Genomic DNA, 17,880 nt, shown 5'->3' with positions numbered 1-17,880 from the left:
TTCCGCTCAGCGCGGTCCGAGGCTCCAGCGGGGGCCCTGCGGGCTGTCCTCGATGACCAGTCCGGACTGGTTGAGCTGGTCGCGGATGGCGTCCGCCGTCGCCCAGTCCTTGCGGGCGCGGGCGGCCTCGCGCTGGTCCAGCACCATGCGGACCAGGGAGTCGACCACCCCGTGCAGGTCCTCGCCGCGGTCGCCCTCCTCACCGGCCCAGTGCTCGTCGAGCGGGTCGAGCCCGAGGACGCCGAGCATGGCCCGCACCTCGGCGAGCCGGGCGACGGCGGCCTCCTTGTCGTCGGCGGCCAGCGCGCTGTTGCCCTGCCGGACGGTGGTGTGGACGACCGCGAGCGCCTGCGGGACGCCCAGGTCGTCGTCCATCGCCTCGGCGAAGGCCGGCGGCACCTGCGCGGACGGCTCCACCGGGCCGGCCTTCTCCACCACGCGCTGGATGAAGCCCTCGATCCGGGCGAACGCGGACTCGGCCTCGCGCAGCGCGTCCTCGCTGTACTCGATGGTCGAGCGGTAGTGGGGCGTGCCGAGGTAGTACCGGAGCACGATGGGGCGCCAATGCTTGACCATCTCGGAGACGAGCACCGAGTTGCCCAGCGACTTGGACATCTTCTCGCCGCTCATGGTGACCCAGGCGTTGTGCACCCAGTACCGGGCGAACTCGTCGCCGAAGGCCTTGGCCTGGGCGATCTCGTTCTCGTGGTGCGGGAAGACCAGGTCCAGGCCGCCGCCGTGGATGTCGAAGGCGGAGCCGAGGTACTTGTGCGCCATGGCAGAGCACTCCAGGTGCCAGCCGGGGCGCCCGCGTCCCCAGGGCGTCTCCCAGTCGGGCTCCCCGGGCTTGGCGGCCTTCCACATGGCGAAGTCGCGCGGGTCGCGCTTGCCGGTGATGCCCTCCTCGGTGGGCTGCCGCAGTTCGTTCAGGTCCTGCTTGGACAGCTCCAGGTAGGACGGCCAGGAGCGGACGTCGAAGTAGACGCTGCCGTCGGCCTCGTAGGCGTGCCCGCGCTCGATGAGGGAGCGCATCATCTCGATCATCTCGGTGATGTGACCGGTGGCGCGGGGCTCGTAGGTGGGCGGCAGGCAGCCGAGCGCGGTGTAGCCGTCGTCGAAGGCCCGCTCGTTCTCGTAGCCGATGGACCACCAGGGGCGGCCCTGCTCGGCGGCCTTGCCGATGATCTTGTCGTCGATGTCGGTGACGTTGCGGACGAACGTGACGTCGTAGCCGCGGTAGGCGAACCAGCGGCGCATGATGTCGAAGTTCAGCCCCGACCGGATGTGCCCGATGTGCGGGGCCGCCTGCACGGTGGCACCACACAGGTAGATCGAGACGCAACCCGGCTTGAGCGGGGTGAAGTCACGGATCTGCCGGGCGCTGGTGTCGTACAGGCGAATAGTCACCACTCCAGGGTAGTGGGCCGGGGGCAGTGCCTCGCGCCCTCTTGCCCGCACGGCCACGCTTTTGTGCCCCGCCCCGGCACGGGACGCCCGCGGCCCGCCCCGGCGAGGGGCGTCACAGCCGCCCGACCACCTTCCGCGGGGAGACCCGGACGACCACCCGCTCCGCGTCCTGCGCGGACGCCGGGTTGAACTCGGCGTACTTCTTGCCGGCGTACTTGAGGCTCAGCTCGTCGATGAGGTCCTGGCCGCCCTCCGTGGTCAGCTCGGCGGTGCCGCGGATCTCGGCGTACTCGTAGGGCGACTCGGGGTCGACGACGACGATGCTGACCCGCGCGTCCCGGTCGAGGTTCTTCTTCTTGCGGCGGTCGACCGTGGTCGAGATGAGGAGGTCGTCGCCGTCCCGTTTCACCCACACCGGGGACAGCTGCGGGCTGCCGTCGGGCTGGACGGTGCCGAGGACGACGAAGACGGGACCGTCGAGCAGGGACTTGATCCGGTCGGACAGGGCGGCGGGCATGGGGTACCTCCGTGACCTCGCTCGGTGTCGTCGCTGTCACTCTGCGGGTACCCTCGCACGCCGTCAGCTCACCCGCACCACGAGCGCCGTGGCCACCGCCATCAGGCCCTCGCCCCGGCCGGGGAACCCGAGCCCGTCCGTCGTGGCGCCGGAGACGGACACCGGCGCGCCGGCCGCCTCGGAGAGGATCTTCTGCGCCTCTTCGCGCCGCTTGCCGATCTTCGGACGGGGGCCGACGACCTGCACGGCGACGTTCCCGATCCGGAAGCCCGCCTCACGCAGGATCCGCGCGGCCTCCGTCAGCAGCGTGACGCCGGACGCACCGGACCACTCGGGGCGCCCGGTGCCGAAGTGCCGGCCGAGGTCGCCCAGCCCGGCGGCCGAGAACAGCGCGTTGCACGCGGCGTGCGCGACCACGTCGGCGTCGGAGTGCCCGGCCAGGCCCGGCCCTTCGCCCTCCCACTTCAGGCCCGCGCACCACAGGTCGCGGCCGTCCTCGAAGGCATGGATGTCGGTGCCGATGCCGACCTGGGGCAGCACCGGATCTGCGGGCTGCGGCGGCTGTACCCCCTGGGTGTCAGTAGCCATCGTTGAGCCTCCTGCGGGCGAGCACCGCCTCGGCGAGGACCAGGTCCAGCGGGCGGGTGACCTTGAAGGCCTCCTCGTGGCCGGGGACGGCCACGACCCGCTCGCCGAGCTGTTCGACCATGCTCGCGTCGTCGGTGACGTTGTCCGTGACCGTGGCGTGGGCGCGCACCAGCGTGGCCCGGTCGAAACCCTGCGGGGTCTGCACGGCGCGCAGCAGAGCGCGGTCGGGCGTGGCGACCACCGGTTCGGGTTCTCCCGGAGCCGCGGCCGGCTCGACCTGCTTGACGGTGTCCGCGAGCGGCAGCGCCGGTACGACGGCGGGTGCCCCGTCCCGTACGGCCTCGATGACCGCGTCGACGGTGTCCACCGGGACCAGCGGGCGGGCGGCGTCGTGCACGAGGACGATGTCATGACCGGGCGGCAGCGCCTCCAGGCCGAGTCGGACGGACTCCTGGCGGGACTCCCCGCCGGGCACGACCAGGAAATCGGTCCTCCCCCAGCTGCCGCCGGGGGTGCCTCCGGGGAGCGCGTGCGCGTCGAGCAGCGACTTGACCTCGGCGGCGCCGTCGGGCGGGGCGACCACGACGACCAGGGAGACGGCGCGGGAGGCGGCCATGGCACGTACCGCGTGGACGAGCATGGGGGTGCCGCCCAGCGTGCGGAGCGCCTTGGGGGCGCCGGGACCGAGGCGTACGCCCCGGCCGGCGGCCGGGATCACGGCGGCGACGGAGGTCCCGGGCTGGACGTCCGGGGGCGAAGGGCGCGAATCGTCAGACATCGGTTCCTGTCAGGTTTGTTTGCCGGCCCGGCATGGGTATGGCCACACCGTGCCGGGCGCGAAGCCTCGACCGGACCCTTCCGTGACCTCGGTCGAGTCGACTGCCCGGGCCCGGCACACAGTATCGGGGGAGCCTCCCCCGCCGTACGGCATGGACGTCACGCGCGTGGGTCGAGCAGCAGGTGTTCCACCGCCCGATGCGTGTGACGTGGGATGGCGTGAGTTCCAGCGCTCGGGGTGGTGTCCGCGCGTTCGCCGGCCCGGCGTCGCGGCCGACGGCACGGCCGCCGCGAGCGCTCGACCGCCGCGGCCACCCGCGCACCAACATGCCGCAGCGCCCGGCGACTGAAATCGTGTCATCGGGCACGGCGGCATGTTCGGTGTGCTGAGTGGGACTGGGAGGGCGAGTTGTCGTCGTCGCCTCGCGTCAGGACGCGAGGACCTCGTCGAGCAGCGCCTCGGCCTTGTCCTCGTTCGTGTTCTCCGCGAGGGCGAGCTCGCTCACCAGGATCTGGCGGGCCTTGGCGAGCATGCGCTTCTCTCCGGCGGAGAGCCCGCGCTCGCGCTCGCGACGCCACAGGTCACGGACGACTTCCGCGACCTTGATGACATCGCCGGAGGCGAGCTTCTCCAGATTTGCCTTGTATCGACGCGACCAGTTCGTGGGCTCCTCGGCGTACGGCGCGCGCAGCACCTCGAAGACCCGGTCCAGCCCGTCCTGACCGACCACATCACGCACGCCGACGAACTCCGCATTGTCCGCTGGCACACGTACCGTCAGGTCACCCTGGGCGACCTTCAGCACCAAGTAGGTCTTGTCCACGCCTTTGATCTGGCGAGTTTCGATGGCCTCGATCAGCGCGGCCCCGTGATGGGGATAGACCACGGTGTCGCCAACCTTGAACGTCATGTGACAGGTACCCCTTCCGTGGCTATCCAGGGTAACACGGATACGGCGTCTTCTGAATGGCGTTTTCGCAGGTCAGGGCATATCTCGGGGCTTGACAACAGCAACCGGGACGTGCTTCGGAAGGGTCCGGCGGGCCAAGAGGAAGCAGGTATTCGCAGGTCGGAGGGGCTCTGCGCACGGGGTGAAACGCGTACGTTACACACATCCGGGCGCCCCGCCCAAACGGCCGAACGTCCCGTTTTGTCTGGTTCCATGTGCTCGACTTCCGCTACTCCGTTCGGTGAGCGAGGGGCGACTCCGGGACGAATCCGGAATTGATCACGGTCGCGCCGGAACGGCCGGCCGGTCCGATCGTGATCAATTTCGAGCCGTCTCGCGCATTCTTTCGGCCTCGCCCTCGGCCTTCCTTGCCTTCCTTCCGTCTTCCCCCCTCTTCCTTCGCCTTCGTCTTCCCCTCGCGCGGAAATGCCCGGGAGCGAACGGGCACGGTTCACGGCCGCTATGTCACGGGGTAAGCCCGCGGGTATGCCCGCCGGTTTGCGGGGGGACACTTACGCGAATGGCGGACGATCTCCCGGCCAATGCGGGCGGAGAGGCACAGAGGGGCACGAGGGGAGGCATTTGAGAGCGCTCTACGCCTCCGCGCGGGAGCGGTGTCCGTATGCCCGCGGACGCGGAGGGGCGGGTCGGGTGCGGGGCCGCGGGAACGGCTCGGTAACCTAAGGCCGCTGACAGACGCTTAGGGCGGCTTTACGATGAGCCGCTCTGTACCCGCCCACGTTCAAGGAGTTGCCGCCGCCGTGAGCAGCAGCCTTCGACGCGGCGCCCTCGCCGCCGCCGCCATCGCGTTCTCGATCGCCTCACTCGCCGCCTGCGGCGCCGGCAACGATGCCCAGACACTCCAGGTCAAGCCGGACAACGCGGCGACCACCGTCGGTGACATCAAGGTCCAGAACGCGCTGATCATCACCCAGCCCGGCACGCAGACCAAGGGTCCGGCCGTCGTCTCGGTGACCCTCTTCAACAACGGGAGCGACCCTCAGACGCTGGACGCCGTCCGCGTCGACGGCGACGGCACCGCCCAGATCACGCCTGCTCCGGGCAGCGGCAAGCTGACCATCCCGGCCGGCGGCTCGGTGGTGCTCGGCGGCAAGGGCAACGCCTCCGCCGCGCTGCCCGACCTCGGCTCGTCCGTGCAGGACGGCAACGCCCAGAAGATCACGTTCAGCTTCAGCAAGGCCGGCGACGTGAGCCTGCGCGCCTTCGTCGTCCCGGCCCAGAGCTACTTCGACAAGTGGGGCCCGAGCAACATCCCGGCCGCTCCGGGTGCCACCGCCGAAGCGACGGCGAGCACCTCCCCCGACACCGCCGGCTGACCCGTCCCCGGCACGCCGACGGGCGGCGGTCTCTCTGCCGAGGCCGCCGCCCGTCGCCGTGACCGGCGCCTGTCACGCGCAGGCGCACGCGGCTCACGGCTCGAACTTGTAGCCCAGCCCCCGCACCGTCACCAGGAAGCGCGGCGCGCCCGGGTCCGGCTCGATCTTGGCGCGCAGGCGCTTGACGTGGACGTCGAGGGTCTTGGTGTCGCCCACGTAGTCGGCGCCCCAGACACGGTCGATGAGCTGCATGCGGGTCAGCACGCGACCGGCGTTGCGCAGCAGCATCTCCAGCAGGTCGAACTCCTTCAGCGGCAGGTCGACCTTGGAACCGGCGACCGTGACCACGTGCCGGTCGACGTCCATGCGGACCGGACCGGCCTCCAAGGCCGCCGGAACGACCTCCTCCGGCTCGCCGCGCCTGCGCAGCACCGCGCGGATACGGGCGACGAGCTCGCGCGAGGAGAAGGGCTTGGTCACGTAGTCGTCGGCCCCTATCTCCAGGCCGACGACCTTGTCTATCTCGCTGTCCTTGGCGGTCACCATGATCACGGGGACGTTGGAGCGGCCGCGCAGCTGGCGGCACACCTCCGTACCGGGCAGCCCCGGCAGCATCAGGTCGAGGAGGACGAGGTCGGCGCCGTTGCGCTCGAACTCGTCGAGTCCGTCGGGCCCGGTGGCCGCGACGGCGACCTCGAAGCCCTCCTTGCGGAGCATGTACGACAGGGCGTCGGAGAAGGACTCCTCGTCCTCGACGACGAGCACTCGGGTCACGGAAGGACCTCCGGGGCGGGAAGCGGTTCGTTCGGTGTTGAGGGTGATGACTGTGCGCGGGACTGCCCGGCCTCGTCGTCGAAGGCGGGATCGAAGTGCTGCTGCTCGGCACGCTCGCGGTCGCGGGCCCGTCGGCCCGCCGCCGCCTCCGGCAGCCGCAGCGTGAAGGTGGAGCCCTGTCCCTCGGCGCTCCACACCGTGACCTCCCCGCCGTGCGAGGCGACCACGTGCTTCACGATCGCGAGACCCAGGCCGGTACCGCCGGTGGCACGTGAGCGGGCCGGGTCGACGCGGTAGAAGCGCTCGAAGATGCGCTCCTTGTCCTTGTCGGAGATGCCTATGCCCTGGTCGGTCACGGCGATCTCGATGAGGTCTCCGCCCGGCGCGGTGGTCCGGCGGGCGGCGATGCCGACGCGGGTGCGGGCCGGGGAGTAGTTGACGGCGTTCTCGACGAGGTTGCCGAGCGCGGCGGCGAGCTGGCCGCGGTTGCCCCACACCCGCAGGTCCGCGGCCCCGGCGGCGGCCATGGTGATCTGCTTGGTGCCTGCCTGGTGGCGGCAGCGGTCGACGGCCTCGGCGACGAGTTCGTCGACGCGGACGGGCTCGGCGTCCTCCAGCGGGTCGTCGTTCTGCACCCGCGAGAGGTCGATGAGCTCCTGCACCAGGTTGGTGAGCCGGGTCGCCTCGATCTGCATGCGCCCGGCGAAGCGCTGCACGGCCTCGGGGTCGTCGGAGGCGTCCATGACCGCCTCGGAGAGCAGGGAGAGCGCGCCGACGGGTGTCTTCAGCTCGTGGCTCACATTGGCGACGAAGTCGCGCCGTACGGCCTCGATGCGGCGGGCCTCGGTCAGGTCCTCGACCAGCAGCAGCACCAGCCGCGACCCGAGCGGGGCGACCCGAGCGGAGACGGCCAGGGCCTCTCCGCGCCCGGTGCCGCGCCGGGGCAGGTCCAGCTCGGTCTGCCGTATCTCCCCGTCCCGCCGGGTGTCCCGGGCCATCTGGAGCATGGGCTCGACGGAGAGCGTGCCGCCGCGCACGAGCCCGAGGGCGTAGGCGGCGGAGCTGGCCTTGACGACGGCGTCGGCCTCGTCGAGGACCACGGCCGAGGAACGCAGGACCGACAGGACGGTGTCCACGCCGGGCGGGAGCACCGGATCGGCATGCGTCGAGGTGCGCGTCGGACGCTTCTGCTCACGCTCGCTGAAGCGGAACGCCAGCATGGCGATGACGCCGGTGAGCACTCCGGCGATCGCTGCCGCTGCGGCGACCGCCGCGTTCACGTCCATGCCTCAAGGTTAGGCACGGGGTACGACTTGCCCACAGCCTCGGAATGCGACCTCGGACACTCGTCGCCCAGAGTTCACCTGGGGGCCGGTACCGGTTCATCCGGGGTGACGGAAACGGACGCGTGGGGACCCGACCGTGGGAGCGTGAGGGTCAGGCAGCCCCGACGAAGACGGACGAGAGGGAACCGGAGATGCGGGACGCGTACCACGAGGAACTGGACTCGATCGGCGACGGACTGGTGGAGATGGCCCGGCTGGTCGGGTCGGCGATCGGACGCGCCACGACGGCCATCCTCGACTCCGACCTGAAGCTGGCCGAGAGCGTGATCGAGGCGGACCAGAAGGTCGACGACCTCCAGCACGATCTGGAGGCCCGGGCCATCGCGCTGCTGGCCCGGCAGCAGCCGGTGGCGACGGACCTGAGGATCGTCGTCACCTCCCTGCGGATGTCCGCCGACCTGGAACGCTCGGGCGACCTGGCCCAGCACGTCGCCAAGCTGGCCCGGCTGCGCTTCCCGGAGCGCGCGGTCCCGGACGACCTGCACGCCACCATCCTGGAGATGGGCCAGCTCGCGCAGCGCCTGATGGCGAAGGCGGCCGAGGTGATCGTGACCAAGGACGTCGACCTGGCCCTCCAGCTGGAACAGGACGACGACGAGATGGATCTGCTGCACCGCACGCTCTTCCAGCACCTGATCGACGACCGCTGGAAGCACGGCATCGAGACGGCGGTGGACGTCACTCTCCTCGGCCGTTACTACGAGCGCTACGCCGACCACGCGGTGGCGGTGGCCAAGCGGGTGGTCTACCTGGTCACGGGCGAACACGCCGACGACATCCAGCCGGACATCCAGCCGGTGACCGGCATCGAGGGCGCGTAGCCCTCGGACCGGGCGCGCACGAGCCCCTGTGCGCCGTTGATGCGCCCGGCGGAACGGGCATGGAATGGGCACAGGCGTCTGCCTAGAGGAGGGACTTATGGCCGAATCCCCCAGCACCGTGCCCGACCCCACACAGGACCGCGACACCGAGCAGCCCGCCGAGACCAGGAGCCTGCCGCTGGTCGCGGCCTGCGGCTGCGGCTCGGGCTGCGGCTGCGGCTGCCAGTCCGGCGGCCCCTGCCAGTGCGGCTGACCGACGAGACGGAGCACAGGGAACACAGGGTCCCGGCACCGCGCCGGGACCCTGTGTCATACCAGAGACCATAAATCCGACATTCATCCATCTCCATCACATCTGTCGTGAACGTCACGGAAACGTCCGCAATTGGTAACACAGCGCGTGGAACACCCGGGTATGTCGGCCCGACGGACAGGCTGTGCGCATGGCGTCCACCCCGGCCGCCACTCGGACTACGCACACTCAGCAGGAGAGCCTGTGTCCGCTTCCGCATCTGTGACCGCCCGCCGCCTGACCGCCGCCGCCGCCACGGCCGCAGCGCTGATCGGAGTGACGGCGCTGCCGGCGTCCGCGGCCGACCACCACTCGCGCTCGCACCGCCAGAGCGTCGAGATCAGCGGCGTGCACCTCGACCGCCAGGCACGCGACCACCGCTCCAACCGGGCGCTCAACGGGGAATGGGTGGAGATCACCAACAACACCCGCCGCAGCGTCAACCTGAGCGGCTGGACGCTGTCCGACCGGCAGGGCCACACGTTCAGGTTCCACCACTACCGCCTCGGCGGCCACGCCACGGTCCGCGTCCACACCGGCTACGGCCGCGACACCCGCACCGACCTCTACCAGGACCGCCGCACCCCGATCTGGGACCGGCACGCCGACACGGCCACCCTGCGCAACGACCACCGCCGCGTCGTCGACCACGTCAGCTGGGGCGACAGCCGCCACGGCAACCGCGACAACCACCGCCGCTGACACCAACGCTGACCTACCGTCAGCACCAGCACCCGAACCGACCACGACCAGCGACGCGCCGGCCCCCTCTCCCGACGAGCACCGGGAGAGGGGGCCCTCCCGTGCCCCGGCGCCTTGCCCCGCCCTCTCGCCTCGCGGTCTCTCCGAGGAGCGCTCATCCTGAGTCGGAAGGCGCCGTCGTCTCGAGACTTGTCCTTCCCGAGGGCCGAACGAAGGCGCCTGAGAGGAGGAGAACATGCGCGTGCGAAGAATCCTGGGCCTCGCCCTGGCCGCGGCAACCCTCGCCGGCGTGAGTGCCGTCGGCGTCGCGAGCGCCGCAGACGCCTCGTCTCCGCACATCTCCGTGGACGACTGCACGGCCGCCGGCGGACAGCTCGTCGCACGCCCGTACGCCGGCTACGCCTGCGCGCTGCCGAACGGGACCATGTCGGCGATCACGTGACCGGTCGGCACATGGCTGGGCGAGAGCCCGGCCGGTGCACCCGGCGTGGAGACGAAGCAGGAGGTCCAGCACAGGTCACGCCGCTCCACCGACCCGTCCGGGCCAAGGCCGACCCCGTCGGCCGGGAGCCGACCGGCACCATGCACCCGCCGATCGGCTCCGCCGTGCCCGTGCTCGTCACCTGCACCTTTTCCTGCGGACGCGCGCTTTGGACCGGTCGCGGCTCCCTCTCCGGAACACCGCGGAGGCCACCCAGCCGACCGAAACATCTCTTCGTTCCACGGCGTCCTCCGGGTCGCGTGACCGCCCGCACCCGACAGCGCCGTCACCCGAATGAAAGGGAAACCACACGCGTATTCGACGCATCGTCGCCGCCGACACCGCCACGGCAGCCCTCGCCGGACTCGGCCTCACAGGCGCCGCCACCGCCACCAGTACGAAGCCACAGAGTGCGCGTAGCGCGTCCTCGCCCAGTTCCAGGGGGTGGAACGGCAGTGGGTACGGATCTTCGTCCCCGTCCGGGAGGGCCGTCCCGAGCCGGACGACATCGACGCGGACAGCATCCGACTGCACGGATTCCGGGTCCGGGACCCGCACGGCCCCGACCCCGTGGAGCGGGAAGTGGCGTTGCAAAGGGTCGTGGAAGCCATGGACCCACCGCGCCTCTTCTCCCTCGGCCCTGATGGCTCACTCATCGAGCGCGACGGCCTCTAGCTCACGGCTAGTAGACGGCCTCGGGGCCTTCGTACGGCTGCCAGCCCAGGGTCAGTCCCCATACCCCCGCGGCCAGCGCGGCAGCGGTTGCCAGGGCCGCGATCCACGGACGGGTGACCCAGCGCGACGTCAGCAGCCAGGTCGCAAGAGGCAGAAGAGCACCGCCCACGGCGATGAGCGGAAGGTCGACGTAGAGGACACTCAGGTCACGACGTTGGCCTTCGAAGCCGCCCTCGATGCTGACTCTCGCCAGCGGCGCCCACGCGAGCACCGCGGTGGCCGCCCCCACGGCGGCCCACAGGAATCCGGCACAGCCCCTGATATCGCCCTTCATGATGCAACCAGACGCCGCGGTGAGCCCCACGGTTCCCGCGCGGAACACGTGTTCACCCCTCGGTGAGGTGGACTCCGCAGTCACTGGCGGCCACTGCGCCACGGACTCGTACGCCCAGCGAAGGTCCAGGACACCGAAGGCCCCCGGTCAGCGGAAGAACCGCGGGCCGGGGGCCTGGCCGTGGGGCGTCTACTTCTTCTTGCCCTGGTTCTTGACCGCCTCGATCGCCGCTGCGGCTGCCTCCGGGTCGAGGTAGGTGCCGCCGGGGTTGAGGGGGCGGAAGTCGGCGTCGAGCTCGTAGGAGAGCGGGATGCCGGTGGGGATGTTCAGGCCGGCAATGTCGGCGTCCGAGATCTGGTCGAGGTGCTTGACCAGGGCGCGGAGGCTGTTGCCGTGGGCCGCGACCAGGACCGTGCGGCCGGTCAGGAGGTCGGGGACGATGGCGTCGAACCAGTACGGCAGCATGCGGGCGACGACGTCCTTCAGGCACTCCGTCTGCGGGCGCAGCTCCGGCGGGAGGGTCGCGTAGCGCGGGTCGGAGAACTGGGAGTACTCGTCGTCGCGGGCCAGCGGCGGCGGCGGGGTGTCGTAGGAGCGGCGCCACAGCATGAACTGCTCCTCGCCGAACTCCTCCAGGGTCTGCGCCTTGTTCTTGCCCTGCAGGGCGCCGTAGTGGCGCTCGTTCAGACGCCAGGAGCGGTGCACCGGGATCCAGTGGCGGTCGGCGGCCTCCAGGGCGAGCTGGGCCGTGCGGATCGCGCGCTTCTGGACGGACGTGTGGACCACGTCCGGGAGCAGGCCGGCCTCCTTCAGCAGCTCACCGCCGCGGACCGCCTCCTTCTCGCCCTTGTCGTTGAGGTTGACGTCCACCCAGCCGGTGAACAGGTTCTTCGCGTTCCACTCGCTCTCGCCGTGGCGGAGGAGAATCAGCTTGTACGGTGCGTCGGCCATGTCTATGAGCCTAATCCACGCATTCGGCGCCCTGCTCCGGTGCCCGGCAGGCGGACAGGGCCCGGTCCGGCGGGCTGTCCAGCGCCTCGTCAGTTGACTGGTTCTGTTAATCGAGTGGCCTTTCGGCGACCCTCCCTCGTAAGTTGTGCCCACCGCTTGAGCCGCTTACTTCCGGGGGGTCCCTCCATGTCGTCCGCCGCACGTTTCAGACGTGCCGCCCGCGAGACCGTCTCCGGGTTGCCCCGCGAGTTCTGGTGGCTGTGGACCAGCACCCTGGTCAACCGGCTCGGCGCCTTCGTCGCCACGTTCATGGCGCTGTACCTGACGCTCGACCGCGGTTACTCCGCCTCCTACGCCGGTCTCGTCGCCTCCCTGCACGGGCTCGGCGGGGTCGTCTCCTCTCTCGCCGGCGGCGTGATGGCCGACCGGCTGGGGCGGCGGCCCACCCTGCTCGTCGCCCAGTCCTCCACCGCGGTCTTCGTCGCGCTGCTCGGGTTCGTGCGCGACCCCGTCGCGATCGCCGCCGTCGCCTTCCTCGTCGGCATGGCGTCCAACGCCTCGCGCCCCGCCGTGCAGGCGATGATGGCCGACATCGTCAGACCCCAGGACCGGGTACGGGCGTTCTCGCTGAACTACTGGGCGATCAACCTCGGCTTCGCCGTCTCCTCCATGGCGGCCGGCTTCATCGCCGAGTTCAGCTACCTCGCCGGCTTCCTGATCGAGGCGGGGATGACGGCCGTCTGCGCCGTCGTGGTCTTTCTCAGGCTGCCCGAGTCCCGGCCGTCCGGCCCCGCGGTACGGGAAGCCAAGCAGGACGTCGGCCTGGGGACCGTGGTGCGCGACCGGCGGTTCATGGGTGTCGTCTCCCTGTCCTTCCTGGTCGCGCTCGTCTTCCAGCAGGGGTCGGTCGGTCTGCCCGTCGCCATGGGCCGGGCCGGGTTCACGCCCGCCGACTACGGCATGGCGATCGCGGTCAACGGCATCCTGATCGTCGCCCTCCAGATCCCGGTCACCCGGCTCATCGAGCGCCGGGATCCCAAGCGGCTGCTGGTCGTCTCGTCGATACTGGCCGGGTACGGGTTCGGGCTCACCGCCTTCGCCGGGTCGGTCGGCGTCTTCGCGCTCACCGTCTGCGTCTGGACCCTCGGCGAGATGATCAACGCGCCGACCCAGACCGGGCTCGTCGTCCGGCTGTCCCCGGTGCACGGTCGCGGCCGCTACCAGGGCGTGTACACCCTGTCCTGGTCCGTCGCCGCCCTCGTCGCGCCGCTGATGTCCGGCACGATCATCGACCACCTCGGCGCCGGGTGGCTGTGGGGCTCCTGCGCGGCCGTCGGCACGGCGGCCGGGATCGGGTACGGGGCCCTGATGCGACGCCTGCCCGCCCAGGAGGACACGGCGGCGGAGACGACCGCCGCCGAGGCGACGGCAGGCCCCGCCAAGCCCGAGGTCAGCGCGGCCTGAGCCGCCACGGCAGGGCCGGCGGGCGCCCAAGGGCGTCCACCGGCGCGTCCCGCGCCCCGTACCCCGGGTCCCCTTCCGGCCCTGGGCCGCCTACGGGTGCATCCGCGCCCCCTTGAGCACCTTGTCCACCGCGTTCCTCGGGCCGTACACCGCCAGTCCCACCAGGTCCAGGTCGGCGGTCGCCACCGCCCGGACGGCCGCGCGGTTGTCGCGGTCGTTGCCCGTGGCGAAGAGATCGGACGTGAACACGGCCCGCGGGAGGGCCCGGGACAGGGCTTTGCCGTGCGCCGCCGTCAGCGTCTCCTTCGTGCCCTCGAAGACCAGGACCGGCTGGCGGAACATCGGCAGGTACGCCACCTCGTCGGCGTCCTCGTACGGCTCGCCGATCACCTCCGGGACGGCCGTGCCGAGGCCGCTGACCAGGAACGCGGTGACATTCAGACGCTGCCAGGGCTCCAGGTCCTCGCGGAGCAGTACGGCGATCTTGGTGTCGAAGCGGACGGGTCCGGCGGTCGGTTCGGTGTTCATGGGACGAGACTGCCCGGCGGCCGGACACCGGGTCTTGTACGTTCTTTGCGTGGCCGCCGTCCCGTCCGAAGTCTCCGCCTGGCGCCCGCGCGTCCCGGGTGTCGTGGAGGTCTTCCACGCCCACTTCACCGAGTACGCCTACCCCATGCACGTCCACGACGCCTGGACGCTGCTGATCGTGGACGACGGGGCCGTGCGGTACGACCTGGACCGGCACGAGCACGGCACGCCGCACGACACCGTTTCGCTGCTTCCGCCGCACGTGCCGCACAACGGCTCCCCGGCCACCCCCGACGGCTTCCGCAAGCGGGTGGTGTACCTCGACAGCAGCCACTTGGGCGAGGAGCTGATCGGGGCGGCCGTGGACGGGCCGGACCTGCGCGACCCGCTGCTGCGGCGGCGGGTCGGCCAGCTGCACTCCGCGCTCGGCCGCCCGGGCGACGAGCTGGAGGCGGAGAGCCGGCTGACGCTCGTCGGGGAGCGGCTGCGCGGTCATCTGCGGCGCCGGTCCGAAGCGGCTTCCCGGCGGCGCGACCCGGTGCTGGCCCGGCGGCTGCGGGAACTGCTCGACGCGCGGGTGGTGGCCGGTGCCTCGCTGGAGGAGGCCGCGCGGCTGCTGCACGCCCATCCCGCCCATCTGGTAAGGGCGTTCAGCGGCGCGTACGGCATCGCGCCGCACCAGTACCTGATGTCGCGCCGGGTCGGCCGGGCCCGGCGGCTGCTGCTGGACGGACTGCCACCGGGCGAGGTCGCGTCGGCGGCCGGGTTCTACGACCAGGCCCACCTCACCCGGCACTTCAAGCGGCTGGTGGGGGTCACGCCGGGACGTTACCGACGCGGTCCGGAAGACTGAGTGGATCGGGCGCCGTCAGCCGGACCTCGGCCGGCCGGACGTCAGTGGGCCGGACGCCAGTCGCATCGATGTCAGTGGCCGGACGTCAGTCGGCCGGACGCTGCGTCAGGTGCGCGAACGCCTCGAGGTTCCGGGTGGATTCGCCGCGCGACACGCGCCAGGCGTACTCCCGGCGGATCGCGGAGGCGAAGCCCAGCTCCAGCAGGGTGTTGAAGGCGCCGTCGGCGGCCTCGAGGACCTGGCCGAGGAGCCGGTCGATCTCCTCGGGGGTGACGGACGCCAGCGGCAGCCGGGCGGTGGCGTAGACGTCGCCGAGCCGGTCGACGGCGTAGGCGACGCCGTACATCTTGAGGTTGCGCTCCAGCAGCCAGCGGTGGACGCCCGCCTCGTTCTCGTCGGGGTGGCGGACGACGAAGGCGTTCAGCGACAGGGAGTGACGGCCCACCAGGAACGAGACCGTCGTGGAGAGCTTGCGGGTGCCGGGGAGCTTGACCACGTAGTTCCCGGGCTCGGGACTCTCCCATTCCAGCTCGGCGTCCTCGAAGACGGCCTCGAGGGTCTGACCGGCCTTTTCCACATCACCCATGCTGGGAGCGTACGCGACGACGCGCCTGCAACGCGGCCGTGTACACCTCGGCCGTGGCCGCCGCGGAGGCGTCCCAGCCGAAGGAGCGCGCGTGCCGGGCGGCGGCGGCGCCCATCCGCTCCGGGCGCCCCGGGTCGTCGGCGAAGCCGCCCAGGATCCGCGCGTAGGCGGCCGGATCGTGGCCCTGGACGAGGAATCCGGTCTCGCCGTCCCGCACGGCCACCGGCAGGCCGCCGACCGCCGCCGCCAGCACCGGCGTCCCGGCGGCCTGCGCCTCGATCGCGACCAGGCCGAACGACTCGCTGTAGGAGGGCATGACCAGCACGGACGCGGCCCGGAACCAGTCGGCGAGCCGGTCCTGCCCGACGGGCGGGTGGAACCGTACGACGTCGGCGATGCCGAGCCGGGCCGCCAGCTTCTGCAGGCCCTCCGGCTTGGCCAGGCCGCTGCCGCTGGGGCCGCCCACGACGGGGACGACGATCCGCGAGCGCAGCTCGGGCCGTTCGTCCAGGAGGATGCCCACGGCCCGCAGCAGCACGTCGGGGGCCTTGAGCGGCTGGATGCGACCGGCGAAGAGCGGGATCAGGGCGTCCCGGGGCAGCCCGAGCCGCTCGCGGGCGGCGGTACGGGCGGTGCGCGCGTCCTGCGGGCAGAAGGCGCCGGTGCCGGTGGGGAAGGGGCGGAAGCGGGAGAGGTTCACACCGGGGTGGACCACGGCGACCTTGGCCGGGTCGGCACCGTAGTGCCGTACCAGCTCCTCGGCCTCCTCGTCGGTGTTGGCGATCAGCCGGTCGGCGGCGGCGACGATCTGGGTCTCGCCGATGACGCGGGCGGCCGGCTCGGGCGTGTCGCCGGCCGCCAGGTTGGCGTTCTTGACCTTGGCCATGGTGTGCATGGCGTGCACCAGGGGCACGCCCCAGCGTTGCGCGGCGAGCCAGCCGACATGGCCGGAGAGCCAGTAGTGCGAGTGCACCAGGTCGTAGTGGCCGGGGCGGTGGCCCGCCCAGGCCTGCATCACGCCGTGGGTGAAGGCGCACAGCTGCGCCGGCAGGTCCTCCTTGGCCAGGCCCTCGTAGGGGCCGGCGTCGACATGGCGGACGAGGACGCCGGGGGCGAGCTGGACGGCGGGCGGAAGGCCGCCCTCGGTCGCCCGGGTGAACACCTCCACCTCGATGTCGAGCGCGGCCAGGCGCTGGGCGAGCTCCACGATGTAGACGTTCATGCCGCCGGCGTCGCCCGTACCGGGCTGGTGCAGCGGGGAGGTGTGCACGGAGAGCATGGCGACGCGCCGGGGCCGACGGTGCAGCCGTAGCCGGGCGGGCGCTGCCGGAGAGCGCCGCCCGAGCCTGCTGACGTACTGGCTCACGTGGCGTTCCTCCTTGCTGCCGCTGTGCCGGGACGAGGGACGCGTCGCGCCCCGTCAACAGCCAACGCACCAGGTCGCGGGTCCATTTCCACCACCGGACCCTTTACTCAATCATTACTCGGACCCGCTCAACCGTTCGACGCGGAGGGGTGCGCCGCGCTCGCCGGGTTCCGCCGGTCCGGCGAGGAGCGTGGTCTGCGTCACGTGGCGTACGGATCGTGCACATCGGACACCGAGTGCCCCCATACCCTCGTATCCATGACATCCCGCGCCGCAGCCCTGCCCCGTCCTCGGCTTCGCCCGAGCGGGGGGACCCCCGTGGTGGGCACGGTGACGCGCGGGACGACCAACCCCAACCGGCTGCGCCGCATGGACCGCTGGATCGCGGCCGTGCACGGCGCCGAGCTGCGCCGCGCCGCGGACCCGGTGGCCGTCGACCTCGGCTACGGCGCCGCCCCGTGGACGGCGGTCGAGCTGCTGCACCGGCTGCGCACCGTCGCTCCTCGCGCGCGCGTGGTGGGCGTCGAGATCGAGCCGGCCCGAGTGGCGGCGGCCCGGCCCTACGAGCGCGACGGGCTCGTCTTCCGGCACGGCGGCTTCGAGGTGCCCGTCCCGCGCCGCCCGCAGCTCATCCGCGCGGCGAACGTGCTGCGGCAGTACGACGAGGGCGAGGTCGCCGCCGCCTGGGAGCGGCTGTGCGCGCGGCTGGCCCCGGCCGACGGACACTCGCGCGGCGGCCTGCTCGTCGAGGGCACCTGCGACGAGATCGGCCGACGGCACGTGTGGGTCGCACTCGGTCCGGAAGGCCCCCGCACGGTCACCTTCGCCACCCGTCTCGGCTCCCTGCACCGCCCCTCGGACCTCGCCGAACGCCTCCCCAAGGCGCTCATCCACCGCAACGTCCCCGGCGAGCCGGTGCACGCGTTCCTGCGGGACTTCGACCGCGCCTGGGCGGCCGCCGCGCCCTACGCCTCCTACGGCGCCCGTCAGCGCTGGATGCGGGCGGTGCGCGACCTCGCGGCCGACTGGCCGGTGACGGACGGGCCGGGGCGCTGGCGTCAGGGTGAAGTGACGGTGACCTGGCAGGCGTTGGCGCCGCGCGGCTGACCTGCGGGGAACGATCTTCGGGAG

General features: G+C 71.7%; 21 protein-coding genes and 1 pseudogene. 9 read left to right on the top strand and 13 right to left on the bottom strand.

Features of this window, described 5'->3' with window-relative positions; all coding sequences use genetic code 11:
• Nucleotides 1-6: 6 nt before the first annotated feature.
• The 5 genes from cysS to ACWDUZ_RS28660 all read right to left on the bottom strand — a co-directional run bounded on the left by cysS (nucleotide 7) and on the right by ACWDUZ_RS28660 (nucleotide 4,200).
• Complete coding sequence (gene cysS, locus ACWDUZ_RS28680) at nucleotides 7-1,407, bottom strand: cysteine--tRNA ligase (RefSeq protein ID WP_451634691.1); 1,401 nt, start codon at nucleotides 1,405-1,407, stop codon at nucleotides 7-9.
• A 112-nt stretch (nucleotides 1,408-1,519) separates the two neighbouring features.
• Entirely contained in the window at nucleotides 1,520-1,924 is a 405-nt protein-coding gene (locus tag ACWDUZ_RS28675; protein WP_451634690.1) for a PPOX class F420-dependent oxidoreductase, read from the bottom strand.
• 63 nt (nucleotides 1,925-1,987) lie between these two features.
• On the bottom strand, nucleotides 1,988-2,512 hold the full coding sequence (gene ispF / locus ACWDUZ_RS28670) for a 2-C-methyl-D-erythritol 2,4-cyclodiphosphate synthase (protein WP_451634689.1): 525 nt from the start codon (nucleotides 2,510-2,512) through the stop codon (nucleotides 1,988-1,990).
• A complete protein-coding gene (gene ispD, locus ACWDUZ_RS28665) occupies nucleotides 2,502-3,290 on the bottom strand; it encodes a 2-C-methyl-D-erythritol 4-phosphate cytidylyltransferase (RefSeq protein WP_451634688.1) in 789 nt (262 codons plus the stop codon). Before ispD ends, ispF begins: the two co-directional genes overlap by 11 nt.
• A gap of 427 nt (nucleotides 3,291-3,717) precedes the next feature.
• Nucleotides 3,718-4,200 carry a CarD family transcriptional regulator gene (locus ACWDUZ_RS28660; protein WP_003953493.1) on the bottom strand — a complete coding sequence of 161 codons (483 nt, stop codon included), beginning with the start codon at nucleotides 4,198-4,200 and terminating at the stop codon, nucleotides 3,718-3,720.
• Between the two features lie 800 nt (nucleotides 4,201-5,000).
• Here ACWDUZ_RS28660 and ACWDUZ_RS28655 point away from each other — a divergent pair.
• Nucleotides 5,001-5,558 (top strand): annotated as a pseudogene (locus ACWDUZ_RS28655) (copper chaperone PCu(A)C); the annotation flags it as partial.
• A gap of 111 nt (nucleotides 5,559-5,669) precedes the next feature.
• Here the strand turns inward: ACWDUZ_RS28655 and ACWDUZ_RS28650 are convergent.
• Both ACWDUZ_RS28650 and ACWDUZ_RS28645 read right to left on the bottom strand, forming a co-directional pair.
• Complete coding sequence (locus tag ACWDUZ_RS28650) at nucleotides 5,670-6,350, bottom strand: response regulator (protein WP_451634687.1); 681 nt, start codon at nucleotides 6,348-6,350, stop codon at nucleotides 5,670-5,672.
• On the bottom strand, nucleotides 6,347-7,636 hold the full coding sequence (locus tag ACWDUZ_RS28645; RefSeq protein ID WP_451634686.1) for a sensor histidine kinase: 1,290 nt from the start codon (nucleotides 7,634-7,636) through the stop codon (nucleotides 6,347-6,349). The genes ACWDUZ_RS28650 and ACWDUZ_RS28645 overlap by 4 nt, the downstream gene beginning before the upstream one ends.
• A 191-nt stretch (nucleotides 7,637-7,827) precedes the next feature.
• Here ACWDUZ_RS28645 and phoU point away from each other — a divergent pair, with 191 nt between their 5' ends.
• From phoU to ACWDUZ_RS28625, 4 genes are all read left to right on the top strand, one after another.
• On the top strand, nucleotides 7,828-8,517 hold the full coding sequence (gene phoU, locus ACWDUZ_RS28640; RefSeq protein ID WP_451634705.1) for a phosphate signaling complex protein PhoU: 690 nt from the start codon (nucleotides 7,828-7,830) through the stop codon (nucleotides 8,515-8,517).
• Nucleotides 8,518-8,614: 97 nt separating this feature from the next.
• On the top strand, nucleotides 8,615-8,770 hold the full coding sequence (locus tag ACWDUZ_RS28635) for a hypothetical protein (protein WP_451634685.1): 156 nt from the start codon (nucleotides 8,615-8,617) through the stop codon (nucleotides 8,768-8,770).
• A gap of 243 nt (nucleotides 8,771-9,013) precedes the next feature.
• Nucleotides 9,014-9,511, top strand: a complete 498-nt coding sequence (locus ACWDUZ_RS28630) for a lamin tail domain-containing protein (protein WP_451634684.1) — start codon at nucleotides 9,014-9,016, stop codon at nucleotides 9,509-9,511.
• Between the two features lie 235 nt (nucleotides 9,512-9,746).
• A complete protein-coding gene (locus ACWDUZ_RS28625) occupies nucleotides 9,747-9,953 on the top strand; it encodes a hypothetical protein (protein WP_451634683.1) in 207 nt (68 codons plus the stop codon).
• Nucleotides 9,954-10,130: 177 nt separating this feature from the next.
• On the opposite strand, the gene ACWDUZ_RS28620 is transcribed toward ACWDUZ_RS28625, so the two are convergent.
• Complete coding sequence (locus ACWDUZ_RS28620) at nucleotides 10,131-10,526, bottom strand: DUF6928 family protein (protein WP_451634682.1); 396 nt, start codon at nucleotides 10,524-10,526, stop codon at nucleotides 10,131-10,133.
• Here ACWDUZ_RS28620 and ACWDUZ_RS28615 point away from each other — a divergent pair.
• On the top strand, nucleotides 10,437-10,667 hold the full coding sequence (locus tag ACWDUZ_RS28615) for a hypothetical protein (RefSeq protein ID WP_451634706.1): 231 nt from the start codon (nucleotides 10,437-10,439) through the stop codon (nucleotides 10,665-10,667). The two genes, ACWDUZ_RS28620 and ACWDUZ_RS28615, sit on opposite strands and share 90 nt — an antisense overlap.
• 7 nt (nucleotides 10,668-10,674) lie before the next feature.
• Here ACWDUZ_RS28615 and ACWDUZ_RS28610 read toward each other — a convergent pair whose 3' ends face one another.
• Nucleotides 10,675-11,001: a hypothetical protein gene (locus tag ACWDUZ_RS28610; RefSeq protein ID WP_451634681.1), complete on the bottom strand. Its 327-nt coding sequence runs from the start codon at nucleotides 10,999-11,001 to the stop codon at nucleotides 10,675-10,677.
• A 189-nt stretch (nucleotides 11,002-11,190) separates the two neighbouring features.
• A complete protein-coding gene (locus ACWDUZ_RS28605; protein ID WP_451634680.1) occupies nucleotides 11,191-11,952 on the bottom strand; it encodes a phosphoglyceromutase in 762 nt (253 codons plus the stop codon).
• A gap of 186 nt (nucleotides 11,953-12,138) precedes the next feature.
• Here ACWDUZ_RS28605 and ACWDUZ_RS28600 point away from each other — a divergent pair, with 186 nt between their 5' ends.
• Entirely contained in the window at nucleotides 12,139-13,416 is a 1,278-nt protein-coding gene (locus ACWDUZ_RS28600; RefSeq protein ID WP_451634679.1) for an MDR family MFS transporter, read from the top strand.
• A gap of 90 nt (nucleotides 13,417-13,506) precedes the next feature.
• Here the strand turns inward: ACWDUZ_RS28600 and ACWDUZ_RS28595 are convergent, their stop codons facing one another.
• Nucleotides 13,507-13,944, bottom strand: coding sequence for a DUF2000 family protein (locus ACWDUZ_RS28595; RefSeq protein ID WP_451634678.1), 438 nt, complete (start codon nucleotides 13,942-13,944; stop codon nucleotides 13,507-13,509).
• Between ACWDUZ_RS28595 and ACWDUZ_RS28590 the strand changes: the two genes are divergently transcribed.
• A complete protein-coding gene (locus ACWDUZ_RS28590) occupies nucleotides 13,943-14,797 on the top strand; it encodes an AraC family transcriptional regulator (RefSeq protein WP_451634677.1) in 855 nt (284 codons plus the stop codon). The two genes, ACWDUZ_RS28595 and ACWDUZ_RS28590, sit on opposite strands and share 2 nt — an antisense overlap.
• A gap of 85 nt (nucleotides 14,798-14,882) precedes the next feature.
• Here the strand turns inward: ACWDUZ_RS28590 and ACWDUZ_RS28585 are convergent, their stop codons facing one another.
• Entirely contained in the window at nucleotides 14,883-15,383 is a 501-nt protein-coding gene (locus ACWDUZ_RS28585; protein WP_451634676.1) for a YbjN domain-containing protein, read from the bottom strand.
• A complete protein-coding gene (gene mshA / locus ACWDUZ_RS28580; RefSeq protein ID WP_451634675.1) occupies nucleotides 15,376-16,749 on the bottom strand; it encodes a D-inositol-3-phosphate glycosyltransferase in 1,374 nt (457 codons plus the stop codon). The genes ACWDUZ_RS28585 and mshA overlap by 8 nt, the downstream gene beginning before the upstream one ends.
• A gap of 321 nt (nucleotides 16,750-17,070) precedes the next feature.
• Here mshA and ACWDUZ_RS28575 point away from each other — a divergent pair, with 321 nt between their 5' ends.
• A complete protein-coding gene (locus ACWDUZ_RS28575) occupies nucleotides 17,071-17,856 on the top strand; it encodes a class I SAM-dependent methyltransferase (RefSeq protein ID WP_451634704.1) in 786 nt (261 codons plus the stop codon).
• Nucleotides 17,857-17,880: the final 24 nt, after the last annotated feature.

It is taken from the genome of Streptomyces sp. NPDC003393 (genome assembly GCF_053589015.1).
This window is presented reverse-complemented; position numbering and strand designations above follow the sequence as displayed.

What these genes read in the sequence shown, in the direction of transcription:
- ispF (WP_451634689.1), bottom strand. Translation starts at nt 2,512, where the DNA reads ATGGCTACTGACACCCAGGGGGTACAGCCGCCGCAGCCCGCAGATCCG.
- ACWDUZ_RS28590 (WP_451634677.1), top strand. Translation starts at nt 13,943, where the DNA reads ATGGGACGAGACTGCCCGGCGGCCGGACACCGGGTCTTGTACGTTCTT.
- ACWDUZ_RS28645 (WP_451634686.1), bottom strand. Translation starts at nt 7,636, where the DNA reads ATGGACGTGAACGCGGCGGTCGCCGCAGCGGCAGCGATCGCCGGAGTG.
- ACWDUZ_RS28625 (WP_451634683.1), top strand. Translation starts at nt 9,747, where the DNA reads ATGCGCGTGCGAAGAATCCTGGGCCTCGCCCTGGCCGCGGCAACCCTC.
- ACWDUZ_RS28635 (WP_451634685.1), top strand. Translation starts at nt 8,615, where the DNA reads ATGGCCGAATCCCCCAGCACCGTGCCCGACCCCACACAGGACCGCGAC.
- ACWDUZ_RS28675 (WP_451634690.1), bottom strand. Translation starts at nt 1,924, where the DNA reads ATGCCCGCCGCCCTGTCCGACCGGATCAAGTCCCTGCTCGACGGTCCC.
- ispD (WP_451634688.1), bottom strand. Translation starts at nt 3,290, where the DNA reads ATGTCTGACGATTCGCGCCCTTCGCCCCCGGACGTCCAGCCCGGGACC.
- phoU (WP_451634705.1), top strand. Translation starts at nt 7,828, where the DNA reads ATGCGGGACGCGTACCACGAGGAACTGGACTCGATCGGCGACGGACTG.
- ACWDUZ_RS28595 (WP_451634678.1), bottom strand. Translation starts at nt 13,944, where the DNA reads ATGAACACCGAACCGACCGCCGGACCCGTCCGCTTCGACACCAAGATC.
- ACWDUZ_RS28600 (WP_451634679.1), top strand. Translation starts at nt 12,139, where the DNA reads ATGTCGTCCGCCGCACGTTTCAGACGTGCCGCCCGCGAGACCGTCTCC.
- ACWDUZ_RS28610 (WP_451634681.1), bottom strand. Translation starts at nt 11,001, where the DNA reads ATGAAGGGCGATATCAGGGGCTGTGCCGGATTCCTGTGGGCCGCCGTG.
- ACWDUZ_RS28585 (WP_451634676.1), bottom strand. Translation starts at nt 15,383, where the DNA reads ATGGGTGATGTGGAAAAGGCCGGTCAGACCCTCGAGGCCGTCTTCGAG.
- ACWDUZ_RS28605 (WP_451634680.1), bottom strand. Translation starts at nt 11,952, where the DNA reads ATGGCCGACGCACCGTACAAGCTGATTCTCCTCCGCCACGGCGAGAGC.
- ACWDUZ_RS28660 (WP_003953493.1), bottom strand. Translation starts at nt 4,200, where the DNA reads ATGACGTTCAAGGTTGGCGACACCGTGGTCTATCCCCATCACGGGGCC.